Here is a 12,835-nt window from a genome sequence, read left to right as displayed (position 1 = left end):
TCCTCAAACCAGGCATAAGACTGATTTTACTTTATAATTTTTAAATTAGACCGCAGTCTAACGACCCCAGGCCTCATGAATGAGACCTCGAATTTCAGAATTCACCATCTCCATGGATTCCATTGCCCTATCATATGTAGCTCGGTTCATGGATGAGCGTTCGACCTCATAAAGGGTCTGTTTGGTAAGGCCGGCATCCGAGATTGCTGTTGATTTCAGCATTTGATGCTTGAGCATATGTGATGCCAACATGCTCTGCATAAAGCCGACCATTTGTGCTTGCGGCACATCTGTTGGTTCATAGCGGGTGATGAGATATCGGAACCAGTCAAGATGTACCGCTCCACCTGCTTGACGGACAGTTTTAAGAATGTCGCCAAGCATGAGCAGAAACTGTGACATGGACATCAGATCAAGCATTTGCGGATGCACGGTAATCAGCACAGATGTTGCCGCGGATAAGGCTGTCAGTGTCAGATAGCCGAGCTGTGGCGGACAGTCGATTACGACGATGTCGTAATCCTTTTCGACTTCGTCCAGCGCTATAGCTATACGGCTGAAGAAAGTTTTGCCTTCACCGCCATTCTGCATGGCAAGTGGTGTATCATATTCATATTCCTGCAGCTCCAGCATTGCAGGAATAATATCGAGACCCGGAAAGTTTGTCTTGCGGATGACATCGCGGATTGGCTTGCGCTGATCATCATAACGGATAGCTTCGTAAAGCGATGGAAACTCATCAAGTTCGGGTTGGATGCCATGCAAGGCAGACATTGAAGCCTGCGGATCGAGGTCGATCGCGAGAACACGGTGGCCTGTTAACGCCAGATGCTGTGCAAGATGCGCCGCAGTGGTTGTTTTTCCTGAGCCACCCTTGAAGTTTACGACACCAATGACCTGAAGCTTTTCATTGCCACGGCGATGCGGTACATAACGTTTAACTTCGGCACGGCCATTGCGATCGAGCCACTGACGCAATTCCTGAATCTGTTCGATAGAATAAGCGCGGCGACCACCAGAAAGAATGGTTGGTTCAACTCCCTTGCCTTCAAGGTGAAGCTTCTTCAGGTTGCTTGGAGAGACGCCGAGAAAATAGGCAGCTTCAGCCATAGAAAATTGCCGCAAAGATTTACGGGCATCTGGCGGAAAATTTTCATGGCGCAGCAGATTGAGCTTGTGCGATATTTCTCGCCCTTGCATCAATATCATGTCATCAAACGACAGAGGTTCTGCTGGATTTGCGATATTCATTGCCTTGACATCCCTAGTGACGGCACTGAAACTGATACCGTCTAAATATCGTCATTATGTCCGATTCTCATTTTGCTGCAAGAGGTCTCTATTAACAAAGCGTTGCCAGACTTTTTCAATATGCGGATATTTGAGATTTATGCGAATCGATATCTATCTAACTAAATGATATACAATGCTTATTTTAAAAATAGACGGCAGTCTATTTATGTTGCATTTATTCCGTCACCTTGCTGAAAGTAGAAAAATGTAAAATCAAGGGTGCTAGGCTTGCTTTTTTATAGCAAAATCATCGCCGATCCATGATCGACTATATATGGGAGAAAAGAGATATTATTTCGATGGGCCATTCCGCTGCATGCGATCGCTGCTGGTATAAGGGCAATAGCTACAAGATAATTTACAGGCAGTCTCTCGTAATGCGTTGCGATACGCTGCCAGTTCTTGAGTTGGTAGATAAGGTGTTCGATACGTGCCGACATCATAGGCTTTGTCAGCGAGCAGCCGTTTTATAGAGCGCATGACTTTCAGCAACTGCTTTGGCCGTTTTGATGCCCCCAAAATTGCCGGGCGTTAAGCTGAAGACGACCGGCCTGCCGCAATCATCGATCAGATAATGCACTTACTGAGGATTTTGCTTGTTCTTCCACCATGGGGCCGGCTGCAGCCATTTTCTCGAAAATACGCTGCCAGATACGCCTCAGAAACCAATGATAGTAACGCTTATAGACAACCTTTGCCGGACCGTAATTGGCAATAACAGCACACTAGCGCCAATCGACCTTCAACACATGAAGAATGCCGGAGATCGTGTCTATCATCAACACGCCGCGCACCGGTCTGGTTTTTAGGCAGATGAAACTCAAGAGCCGACCAGGTAGCATCAGAACGCCAGAAAAGTTCAGCGCCTATTATCTCCTTCATGCGTGTAACTCAGCCACATATAATGAAACACTCAATTATGATAACACCCGGCTTGGTAGGCTCCCATTATAAAGATACTTGATTATTGGCGACGGTTAGTTGCGCGAGGGTGGTGATTAATTGGTGATATTCGTTTCTTTGTCGCTTAGGATAAAAAACTCTATGGTAAGCTAATCGCGGTTGGATTAATGAACATATGCAGAGTGATGAACGAAATCCGGGAATGAAATTGTTTTGAAGCTAGACAATTTTAACCAAATCATTTTATATTAACTACACTAGCAGTGCCTTTGAAGGTGGCTTTGATACGTGACTTTCCAGTGAGTAATGTTTTCTTTCTTAGACTCTGGCTGGTGAAACAAAAAATCCAATTAAGTTTCATTGTTTTATGTACGCCCTTTTTTTTCAAAAGGGTGCAGGAAATGCATTTTGCATTATAACAGATGGTCTGAGGGATGCGCGGGATAGGTTTAATGCAGCGCCATTTGACTGAGTAATTGTTCACTTAATGGTTATCTATCATATTTTTTACAGGCGCATTATAAAGAAGACGCTGATGCTTGGAGTCGATATTAATGGTCTGGATGGGGAAATGTTGGCGGCTATTGCAGCTTTTGTCGAATGATAGGAATGAAATCTGTCATTGATGCTCCATTGAGCCTAGTATCAAGTATTCCTCTACATCACGTAGACTCATATTGAATCTGAGGTAGAGCAAAACTGCGTGTCAAATTATTTGTGACACAAAGTGGTGGCGCTGGAAGTTGATTTACGATGTTTACATTACCAAAGATTACGTTCATCCAGACACGAAAGCAGCTACAGATCTGTTGACGTGCGAGCACGCTATTTCGAGTGTATTTAGTATATATAGATCAGTAGGCTAGCCGTTGAGTAGTGTTTCCGCCTGCCTTAAGCTAATTGTTAATGCGGCTTCCTTTCTAATGGGCATTGTTAAAAAACTCATCTCTCCATAAATCAATTTTAGGTATCTGTATTACTACCAGAACTACCTTTTTCCCAGGGCTCTATGTGATCGTGGCCATAGAAAATGGCTGCGTCCTTATTCGTTATAAGATGATTAATAATGGTTAAAGCGTTCTTCCATTAGCAAAAGTGTCATCCAGCAATAAAAGGCACAGTGTTTACATGGCGGCATATTTAGCCATTTTACTCTTGTAATTTAAATTATACAAATGTATGCAAGGTATGAGTTCGCTATTACGTGGGAGACAGAGGAATTTCCCAAGGCGATCTTTCAATGATCAGGCGGGAGTATGTTTCGTCTGATTTCCAAGGGAGGAATTTATGAAAAAGCTTGCTTTGTTGGCGGCTGTTGCTGCCTTTTCGCTTCCTGTTTCCGTGATGGCGCAGGGCGCACCAGGTACTGTAAAAAAAGACAGCTATCGCTTCGTTATTGTGCCAAAGGTTGTTCACCCTTGGTTTGATAAGGTGAACGAAGGCGCGCAGCAGGCTGCTGCAGCGATTAAGGCGCAGACCGGCGCCAATGTTGAAGTCGTCTATTCAGCTCCACAGAGCGCAGACGTTGTTCAGCAGAACCAGATTATCGATAGTGCGCTTGCAACCCGCCCGGATGGTCTCGCACTCGATCTGCTCGATCCTTCAGGCAATCGCGCATCGCTGGAAGAAGCACAGAATCAGAAAGTTCCGCTGGTCCTGTTCGATTCCGTGCCGCCTGAAGGCATGAGCATCACGCACATCGGCTCAGATTTCTGTGAGCAGGCCAAGATTGCTGCCCGTCGTCTGGTCGAAGTGCTGGGCGGTGAAGGTGAAGTCGCGATCATGATGGGCGTGCCAACTGCACCAAACCATTCGATTCGTGCGGATTGTCATCGCGAAGTGTTCAAGGAACATCCGGGCATCAAAGTTGTTGCTGAAGGAATCGACAATGACAGCATCGAAATCGCTCAACAGCAGGCTGCAGCTATCATGCAGGCCAACCCTAACCTGAAGGGCTGGGTTGCTTCGGATGCGGCTGGCCCGATCGGTATCGGTCAGGCTATTGTTGAAGCTGGCAAGCAGGGTAAGGTTACGCTGGTCGGTCTTGATAATCTGCCAGAAATGCTCGACATGATCCGCAATGGCGTGGCTGACAGCTCGTCTGCTTCGCAGCCTGAATTACAGGGTTATTGGTCGGTTATGACGCTCTGGGCGCAGGCAACTGGTGCTCCGGTTCCGGGTTATATAGACACCGGCAATGCCTTCCTCACGAAGGAAAATGTCGACAACTGATCCATTTCGATCATGTGTAGGAGCACGGGTTTTCCCGTGCTCCATCCTTTCCTGTCCTATTGGCTTTAACCTGCAGCTTGCCGGACGAAGCAATAGTTTTCCAAGGTGTCCATTATGGCTTATCTTGAAACAAGTGGATTAGGTCGGGACTTTCCGGGCGTAACTGCGCTGGATGGTGTTGAACTGAAAATCGAACTGGGCCGCACGCATATACTTGCTGGAGAAAACGGTGCTGGCAAATCCACGCTTGTAAAAATTCTGACCGGAACCGACAGCGCTTCGCGAGGGCAGGTGCTGATTGATGGTCGCGATCCGGTTGCTGATCCTGCGCTTTATAATAACGTCGCTTATGTTCCGCAAGAACTCACACTTTTCCCGCAGATGAGTGTCGCAGAAAACCTGTTCATGCCATTCAACCGAACCGGTCATGGCGGTTTCACCGTCAACCGCAAGGCATTACAGGAAGAGGCAAAATCTTATCTCGATCGCTTCGCTATTGAAGCGCAGCCGGACGATCTGGTTGCCAATATTTCAGTCTCCGACCAGCAGCTTTTGCAGATTGCACGCGCCTGCACCAATGAGCAGATGAAGGTACTCATCCTTGATGAGCCCACATCTTCCCTGACGCGTGTTGAAGTCGAGCGTGTCTTTAAGGTTATCCGTGGTCTTCTCGATCATGATCATGCAATTGTTTTCATCAGCCACAAGATGGAAGAGGTCTTCCAGATTGGCGATGATTATACCGTTCTTCGCAATGGTACGAAGATCGAAAGCGGGCACATCAAGGACGTCACTGAAGCCGATCTGATCCGCGCCATGTCTGGCCGTGATCTTTCTTTTGATGAACACTTCCGTCCTTCCAAATCGACAACTGAAACCATTATGGAAGTACGGGGCCTTTCGGGGTTGCGTTTTGAAGACATCAGCTTTGATCTACGCAAGGGCGAGATTCTGGGCTTTGCCGGTTTGGTTGGAGCAGGGCGCTCCGAGGTCATGCAGACGATCTTCGGCTTTCTGAAAGCCAAAGCAGGTCAAGTGCAGGTCGAGGGCGAAAGTTGGATGCTTAACGATACCTCGCGCTCGGTTGCAGGTGGCATGCTCTATCTGTCCGAAGAGCGCAAACATCACGGCATTCTGCCACTTTTATCGCTACGCGAAAATATAGGGATTTCGGTCTTGCAACTCACCAGCGGCACGTTCGGGATCTCCGACCGGCGCGAACGCAATATCGTGCAGAAGATCATTGATGATTACGGTATCCGCACATCTGGAATGGGTAAGCGCATTTCGCAGCTTTCGGGTGGAAATCAGCAGAAGGCTATTATTGGCCGCGCTATGGCGACACGTCCGCGTGTGCTGATCTTTGATGAGCCGACGAAGGGTATCGATATTCGCACCAAATCTGAAATTTATCGCATCATGAAAAATCTCGCCGAAGAAGGCGTGGGAGTCATTCTCGTTTCTTCCGAACTCAACGAATTGCAGAAATGCGCGAGCCGTATCATCACCATGCATAACGGCCATATCACCGGTGAGTTCTTCACCGCTGATACCAATAATGAAACACTCGTGGGCGCGATCTTTGGAACAGAGGTAAAAGCCGATGCAAACTAATCCCCTTTCCAATCTCATTCGCACGCCGCTGGCCGGTGTTTTTGTAGCGCTTTTGGTGATCTTTGGCCTTTCGGCAATCATGTCGCCATATTTTCTCACGCCTTACAATCTGTCGGTTGTTGCGCGTGGTCTGGCCTTCGTCGGCCTTATTACTATCGCACAGTCGATGCTGATGGTGCTGGGTGAGCTTGATTTGTCGCTTGGTGTTATTGGTGGATTGAGCGGCGTCGTGTCCGGCATATTGATGATGCGGATGGGCTTCGAGCCTTATTCGGCAATGCTGCTGGCTATCCTGCTCGGGCTTTGCCTTGGCCTGTTCAACGGATTCCTCGTCACCTTTTTGCGACTGCATTCACTGGTGCTGACCATCGGTACGGCAGGCATCTTTGGTGGTGCCAATCTGGTGCTGACGCGAGGTGTTGCTATCACTGGTATCCCGCGTGAAATTCATTTCCTTGGTCGCGGCGACCTCTTTGGAATCCCTGTGCCGTTCCTAATCATGTTTGTGATACTGTTGATTGCTACTTTCGTAATGCTGAAAACCCCGTTCGGACGCTACATGTATGCCATTGGCAACAACCGCGACGGCGCACGTATGCTTGGTATTCGTGTGGATCGCGTACGTCTGATGGTGTTTGGCGTTGCAGGGGCCATTTCTGGGCTTGCGGGTGTACTGATGGTGGCGCGGCTTGGCACTGCTCAGCCGTCAATCGGTGATAGCTGGGTGCTGGCTCCGATTGCTGCTTCCGTCATCGGTGGCGTTGCCACAACAGGCGGTATCGGTAGCCCGATTGGTGCGATCTTCGGTGCAGGCATTATTGCTATTATTGAAAACATTATCGTTCTGTTCGGTGTTTCTCCATATTGGCAGGGCATTGTTTCGGGTGCAATCGTCGTGCTGGCTATCTCGTTTGATGCTATATCGCGTCGTTATCTGCGCCGGGATGCGCACTGATCAGGCAATACGTTTAAGAAAGCTGTTATTATGAGTGAACAAGTCAAAACCAAAAAGCTGATCAACGCGCCTGATAATATCATCGTAGAAATGATCGAAGGCATGGTTGGTGCGCATCCTGACATTCTGCGTGTTGAAGGCGAAACAGGCCGTGCTGTTGTGGCAGTTGATGGCCCACGCGAAGGCAAGGTCGGGATTGTTGTGGGCGGAGGCTCTGGACACGAGCCAGCTTTTGCAGGCTATGTCGGTCGCGGTCTGGCAGATGCTGCGGCGGTAGGCAATGTGTTTGCATCGCCATCGCCTGCACATATTGCAGAAGCGGCACGGGCTGCGGATGGTGGCGCTGGCGTGCTGATGCTCTATGGCAATTACACCGGAGACGTTCTCAATTTCACGATGGCTGCGGAAGAACTTGCACAAGACGGCATGGATGTGCGTCATGTTGCGGTGGCGGATGACGTGGCCTCGGCTCCTCTTGATCGTAAGTCGGAGCGCCGCGGTATTGCCGGTGATTTCTTTGTGTTCAAGGTTGCTGGTGCTGCGGCTGATCTGGGTGAATCCCTGCCGCGCGTTGAAGCGCTGGCGCAGGCAGCCAATGAAGCGACCCGTTCGATGGGCGTGGCATTGAGTCCTTGCTCGCTTCCCCAGACTGGCAAGCCGAATTTCTCTATCGGCGACGATGAGATGGAAATCGGCATGGGCCTGCATGGAGAGCCGGGCATCCGTCGCCAGAAGCTGGCACCTGCCGATGAAGTCACCGATGAATTGGTGGCCGCGGTTGTTGAGGAACTAGAACTCAAGGCGGGTGATCGAGTTGCGGTTCTGGTCAATGGATTGGGTGCGACTACGCATATCGAACTATACTTGATTTTCCGGCGCGTGAAACAGATTCTTGATGTTCATGAAATTCAGATCCACGCTTCTTGGGTCGGGGAATATGCTACGTCTCTCGAAATGGCCGGTGCATCGGTTACACTGATGAAGCTGGACACAACTTTGCAGACGCTGCTTGACCATCCATGCCATACGCTAGCGCTAACTATTGGTGCTGTGCAGGCAGACGACCGCGAACCGGTGTCATATCGCAAGGCGGTGCGCGTTGTTGAACGTAAAGAAACAATGTCAGATGCACCGCGCAAACTTATTATTGATGGTGATGTAACACCAGCGCTGTTCAAAGCGATGATGATGAATGTCGGTAATCAGATCATTGCTGAGAAGAACTGGCTTTCGGAACTCGACGGCGTGATTGGCGATGGCGATCATGGCATCACTATGGAAATCGGCTGGAAGGCCGTTCAGCATGCGCTTGAAGACGAACAGGGCGATGAAACCATTGAAGCTATTTGTAAGCGTATGGCTAAAGCATTTCTTGATGCGGTTGGTGCTTCCTCTGGCCCGCTATATGCGACAGCATTCTTGCGCGCAGGAACTGCTGTCAGCAATCGTCTAAATCTTGATGGCAATGGTATTGCCGAATGGCTTGCAGCTGCATCGCAGGGTATTCAGGATCGGGGCCGTGCCGCGCCGGGTGATAAGACGATGATTGATGCATGGGTTCCAGCGGTTGAAGCTGCAAATGAAGCCGCAAAGGCTGGCAAGTCTACGCTTGATGTGCTGATTGCGGCACGTGATGGTGCTAAAAAGGGTATGAAGGCAACGGCTGAGATGGAAGCACGTCGTGGACGTTCGGCCAAGCTTGGCGAACGTTCTCTTGGCCATATTGATCCAGGTGCGGCTTCTACATTCGTAATCTTGGGCGCCATGGCTGAAGCACTTCAAGCTAAGGCTTAATCAATAGGTAGTGCTGGCCGAATCTTCTGTTTTGAAGCCAAGTATAGATCGTATCTGTTGATTGCGGCTGAGAAGTGCCCAGGGATTTTCACCGAGAATTGACCCACCTTTTAATCACGGTCAAGTTTCGTGTTTTCCTTTGGTCGTTTCCGGTTTCAAGGATGTGGCAGTGAAGAGTGAGCTTGTCGAGCAATGCAGTCGTCATTTTGGCGACACCAAACCCATTTGCCCATTCACGGAAGCTAAGATTGGTGGTGATTATGACTCTCGTGCGTTCATAAAGTTTGTTGTGCAGATGGAATAAAAATGCACCATCTGATGCTCAGAATGGCAGATGTCCGAGCTCATCAAGAATGACGAGATCGGAATAAATGAGCCGGTTTGGGATCTGCCCCGATTGAACCGCTCCAGCAGTTTTTGGCTGAAGCAGGTGGCCCAGCGATGCACTGTTAAATGATCCAGATCAATGCATTGACGAAAAATTTGCGCAGAGTCTTATGTAGTTGTAAGTCTATCTTGCGATTGTATAAATAGAGAGAAAGCTAAAATTGATTTCAGATCAGGCTCCTGCGTTAAAAAGATGATCATATTCTTCGACATATAAGCGTGCACGTTCTTTCACGGTCTCGGCTGTATCTCCTTGTGAGTAAATATTTGACCCAAGACCAAACGTACGAATTCCTATACCGGCAAAATCTTTCAGAGATTTAGTGCTAACGCCTCCGACAACACCGACTCTGGTATCGTTAGGTAGGATGGTGAGGATTGCTTTGATACCTGCAAGGTCGAGAATGTTGGCGGGGAAAAATTTTAATGCAGAGGCACCCGCGTTGATGGCGGCATAGGCTTCCGTCGGGGTGAGAACGCCCGGCATCGATACCAGCCCATGGGTGTTTGCAAGCGCAATGACGCCACGGTTAACATTTGGGCTAACAATTAATTTTCCGCCAGCATCTATCACTCGCTGGCAATCGGCAACATTTGTCACCGTCCCGGCTCCGGTTATAATGGTTTCGTCGAATAAGTTTGATATTTTTTCAATGGAATTAAGTGGATCGGGAGAGTTAAGAGGTATTTCGATAGCCTGAAAACCTACTTCAACGAGAACATTTGCAATGCCCTCGACTTCATTGGGCCTTACACCGCGTAGAATAGCGACAAGGTCTCTTTTCATTCTGGGCCATTGGACTTGGCTCATTGTATAATCCTTTTCAGAAGTTCCAGATACGACGGGCAGCAATCAGTAAACCTTTTTTTACAGCCTCGTCGGCATCTACATTATCGACTTCCAGTCCAAACTGCCTCAGCCCAGCTTGATAGAGTTTTGCTTGCAAACCAGAAGCAATCAACACAACACGACTTAGGTTGGGAAAGCGCTGGGCAATCTCAGCAAGTTCTGTTCCGATCAGCAAGCCGGAGAGTTGTTCTGAGCCATCTTGTTTGGGGTGTGTCTGCAATAAATCGGAGGACCGTATCTGGAAAAGCGATGACATGAAGCACATCGGGTTTTTCTTTGATGAGTTCAAAGCATTTTCGAAAGCTTCTAAGCTAAATCCTGTAGTCTTTTCTCCCGCCATCGAGTGTCTCAAAATTGAATGCTTCGTCAGAACTGAGTAGAGTTCGCCCGTCATGAATGTAAGAAAATTTGTGAGTCTCCCGTTTTCAAACCGAACCCATTTACTGTGTGTTCCTGGCTGGCAAACGAAACCTGTAAAGTCAGTAGGTATTGCGCCAATCAGTTGCGTCTCTTCTCCGCGCATGACATTCGGCTGCCGAGGGTCAGCATTAGCAATTCCTGGTAGTATACGGACGTCGCGCGTTGAAGAAGGAACAGTTACCGCTGATTGGGAGACTTCCACCAGTAATGTAGGAATATTCGTGTATCCTGCATCTACCCAGCCCTGTTTTGATCCAGCCATCCCACAAATGAGTACCGGGATGTCCTCAGGAATCTTGAGCGCTGAAAGATGCTGATCCAAAACTCCTTTAAACGCGGTTGCATCTGTAGCGGACATACCCTCAGCGCTCCGCCTCTCAGCGAGGATAGCACCATCAACGGACATAACCCACAGTCGGAAACTGCTGGTGCCCCAGTCGACACCAACGAACTGGGGAGTTAATAAATCTGTCATCGTGAAGTCACTTCGTTTCAAGTTGCAGGCTTTATCGTTTAAAGCGGGATAAAAGCCATCATCATGTGATTACTCCAAGTTGCCAGGGAACAAACTCGTCCTGTCCGTATCCGTGAGTTTCACTCTTAGTTGGCTGGCCTGAAGCAGTATCGAGTATCATATGGAAAATTCGGTGTCCGACTTCCTCAAGCGTCGCGGAGCCATCGACGATCTCGCCGCAATTTATATCCATGTCTTCTTCTTGGCGATGCCAGGTAGCCGAATTGGTAGATAATTTTATAGAGGGGGAGGGCATGCAGCCGAATGCGGAACCACGACCTGTCGTAAAACAGATGAGATTAGCACCCGATGCGACCTGTCCAGTTGCGGAGATTGGATCAAAGCCGGGAGAGTCCATGAAAACGAAGCCATGTTCAGAAACAGGCTCAGCATATTCATAAACTGCATTCAGATTCGTTGTTCCCGCCTTTGCAATAGCACCAAGCGATTTCTCCAGAATCGTTGTCAGGCCACCCGCTTTATTGCCAGCTGACGGGTTGTTGTTCATTTCAGCACCATTTTTTTCGCAATACTCTTCCCACCAGCGAATGCGATCAATAAGCTTTTTCCCGACTTTTGCGTCTTTAGCTCGCCGGGTGAGCAAATGTTCGGCACCGTAAACTTCAGGGGTTTCGGAAAGGATTGCTGTTCCGCCATTCTTAACCAGCAGATCAACAGCAAATCCAAGAGCCGGATTTGCGGTAATGCCAGAATAACCATCGGAACCGCCGCATTGCAGGCCTACGGTTATGTGCGATGCAGGTAATGGTTCTCTTTGCACATTGTTCACAGCAGGAAGCATGGATTTGATCTGATCAATCCCATGAGCGATGGTTTTAACAGTCCCGCCTTGCTCCTGAATGGTAAAAGCTTGTAGAGTGGGGTTCGCTTCCAAGCCTCTAGAAGCCATAATGTCGTTGATTTGATTGGCTTCACAGCCAAGTCCTACAAATATGACAGCCCCAAAATTTGGGTGGGAGGCAAAGCCGGCCAAAGTTCTACGTATGATGGTCATTGCGTCACTGCAAACATCAATTCCGCATCCAACACCGTGTGTAAGTGCTACGATCCCATCGATGTTTGGAAAGTCGCGGAGTGCATCCGGGTTAAGATCCCGACGAAAGTGCTCAGCGATTGATCGGGCAACACGCGCGGAGCAATTCACGCTGGTAATGATTCCAATATAATTGCGCGTGGCAACGCGGCCGTCTTTACGACGAATACCCATAAAGCTTGCTGGGGTGTCTACTGTCCTGGTTAGTTTAGCATCTTTACTAATGGCATAATCATGCGTTACTTCCGTCATCATCAGATTGTGCACATGAACGTGTTGTCCTTTGAGGATATCTATCGATGCCGCACCTATGACTTGATTGTAGCGGCGCACCAGACTGCCCTTTGGCAGGTCATGAACAGCAATTTTGTGCCCGGATGGAATTGCATTGCGCGCAACAATTTTCTCCGATCCGATCAGGATACCCTCATCGATATTTTCTGCAGCGATAACAACGTCATCTGCTGAATGCAGACGAATTACGCGTGGAGAGACCATTACTTATTCCATTCTAACAGGCAAACTTTATCAAATGATGGGGGCGGCTCTAGTTCTGCTTTTACAGACCGTTGCCAACGAACTGACGCAGTTCAGGTGTACAAGGGTTATCGAGCATTGATCCTGAACCGCTTTCCCACACCTTGCCCTGATGCATGAAGATCACATTATCTGCGACCCGTTTTGCAAAACTCATTTCGTGTGTGACGAGGATCATTGTCATGCCATCTTGAGCCAGTTGTTCTGAATAGCCCCGAGTTTATTAGACACTCTTCGTCTTCATTTTGTGGTTCTGTTCAAAGTGTACTGGTGACAGCATAC

General features: G+C 48.6%; 8 protein-coding genes and 3 pseudogenes. 4 read left to right on the top strand and 7 right to left on the bottom strand.

The window, feature by feature from the left end:
- Nucleotides 1-57: 57 nt before the first annotated feature.
- Together repA and FHY56_RS18000 are read right to left on the bottom strand one after the other, a co-directional pair.
- Nucleotides 58-1,251: a plasmid partitioning protein RepA gene (gene repA, locus FHY56_RS15835; RefSeq protein WP_140906122.1), complete on the bottom strand. Its 1,194-nt coding sequence runs from the start codon at nt 1,249-1,251 to the stop codon at nt 58-60.
- A gap of 407 nt (nt 1,252-1,658) precedes the next feature.
- A pseudogene (locus FHY56_RS18000) lies at nt 1,659-2,175 on the bottom strand (transposase); the annotation flags it as partial.
- 1,308 nt (nt 2,176-3,483) lie between these two features.
- Between FHY56_RS18000 and FHY56_RS15825 the strand changes: the two are divergent.
- From FHY56_RS15825 to dhaL, 4 genes are all read left to right on the top strand, one after another.
- The gene (locus tag FHY56_RS15825; RefSeq protein WP_140906121.1) at nt 3,484-4,428 is read left to right on the top strand and encodes a substrate-binding domain-containing protein; all 945 of its coding nucleotides are present in this window, start codon (nt 3,484-3,486) and stop codon (nt 4,426-4,428) included.
- A gap of 114 nt (nt 4,429-4,542) precedes the next feature.
- Nucleotides 4,543-6,042: a sugar ABC transporter ATP-binding protein gene (locus FHY56_RS15820; RefSeq protein WP_140906120.1), complete on the top strand. Its 1,500-nt coding sequence runs from the start codon at nt 4,543-4,545 to the stop codon at nt 6,040-6,042.
- Nucleotides 6,032-6,997 carry an ABC transporter permease gene (locus FHY56_RS15815; protein ID WP_140906119.1) on the top strand — a complete coding sequence of 322 codons (966 nt, stop codon included), beginning with the start codon at nt 6,032-6,034 and terminating at the stop codon, nt 6,995-6,997. The genes FHY56_RS15820 and FHY56_RS15815 overlap by 11 nt, the downstream gene beginning before the upstream one ends.
- 30 nt (nt 6,998-7,027) lie before the next feature.
- Nucleotides 7,028-8,791, top strand: a complete 1,764-nt coding sequence (gene dhaL, locus FHY56_RS15810) for a dihydroxyacetone kinase subunit DhaL (RefSeq protein ID WP_140906118.1) — start codon at nt 7,028-7,030, stop codon at nt 8,789-8,791.
- Between the two features lie 88 nt (nt 8,792-8,879).
- Here dhaL and FHY56_RS15805 read toward each other — a convergent pair.
- From FHY56_RS15805 to FHY56_RS15785, 5 genes and pseudogenes are all read right to left on the bottom strand, one after another.
- Nucleotides 8,880-9,221, bottom strand: a pseudogene (locus tag FHY56_RS15805) (ATP-binding protein); the annotation flags it as partial.
- 129 nt (nt 9,222-9,350) lie between these two features.
- Nucleotides 9,351-9,989: a 2-dehydro-3-deoxy-6-phosphogalactonate aldolase gene (locus FHY56_RS15800; protein ID WP_140906117.1), complete on the bottom strand. Its 639-nt coding sequence runs from the start codon at nt 9,987-9,989 to the stop codon at nt 9,351-9,353.
- 13 nt (nt 9,990-10,002) lie between these two features.
- Nucleotides 10,003-10,923: a 2-dehydro-3-deoxygalactonokinase gene (locus FHY56_RS15795; protein WP_140906116.1), complete on the bottom strand. Its 921-nt coding sequence runs from the start codon at nt 10,921-10,923 to the stop codon at nt 10,003-10,005.
- A 61-nt stretch (nt 10,924-10,984) separates the two neighbouring features.
- Complete coding sequence (locus FHY56_RS15790) at nt 10,985-12,514, bottom strand: UxaA family hydrolase (RefSeq protein WP_140906115.1); 1,530 nt, start codon at nt 12,512-12,514, stop codon at nt 10,985-10,987.
- Nucleotides 12,515-12,575: 61 nt separating this feature from the next.
- Nucleotides 12,576-12,758, bottom strand: a pseudogene (locus FHY56_RS15785) (amino acid ABC transporter ATP-binding protein); the annotation flags it as partial.
- Nucleotides 12,759-12,835 lie beyond the last annotated feature (77 nt).

Origin of the sequence: Brucella gallinifaecis (assembly GCF_006476605.1) — a bacterium.
Classification (GTDB): domain Bacteria; phylum Pseudomonadota; class Alphaproteobacteria; order Rhizobiales; family Rhizobiaceae; genus Brucella; species Brucella gallinifaecis.
The sequence above is the reverse complement of the archived record's forward strand: the minus strand, read 5'-3'. Positions and strand labels throughout refer to the sequence as shown.

What these genes read in the sequence shown, in the direction of transcription:
- FHY56_RS15800 (WP_140906117.1), bottom strand. Translation starts at nt 9,989, where the DNA reads ATGAGCCAAGTCCAATGGCCCAGAATGAAAAGAGACCTTGTCGCTATT.
- dhaL (WP_140906118.1), top strand. Translation starts at nt 7,028, where the DNA reads ATGAGTGAACAAGTCAAAACCAAAAAGCTGATCAACGCGCCTGATAAT.
- FHY56_RS15825 (WP_140906121.1), top strand. Translation starts at nt 3,484, where the DNA reads ATGAAAAAGCTTGCTTTGTTGGCGGCTGTTGCTGCCTTTTCGCTTCCT.
- FHY56_RS15790 (WP_140906115.1), bottom strand. Translation starts at nt 12,514, where the DNA reads ATGGTCTCTCCACGCGTAATTCGTCTGCATTCAGCAGATGACGTTGTT.
- FHY56_RS15815 (WP_140906119.1), top strand. Translation starts at nt 6,032, where the DNA reads ATGCAAACTAATCCCCTTTCCAATCTCATTCGCACGCCGCTGGCCGGT.
- FHY56_RS15795 (WP_140906116.1), bottom strand. Translation starts at nt 10,923, where the DNA reads ATGACAGATTTATTAACTCCCCAGTTCGTTGGTGTCGACTGGGGCACC.
- repA (WP_140906122.1), bottom strand. Translation starts at nt 1,251, where the DNA reads ATGAATATCGCAAATCCAGCAGAACCTCTGTCGTTTGATGACATGATA.
- FHY56_RS15820 (WP_140906120.1), top strand. Translation starts at nt 4,543, where the DNA reads ATGGCTTATCTTGAAACAAGTGGATTAGGTCGGGACTTTCCGGGCGTA.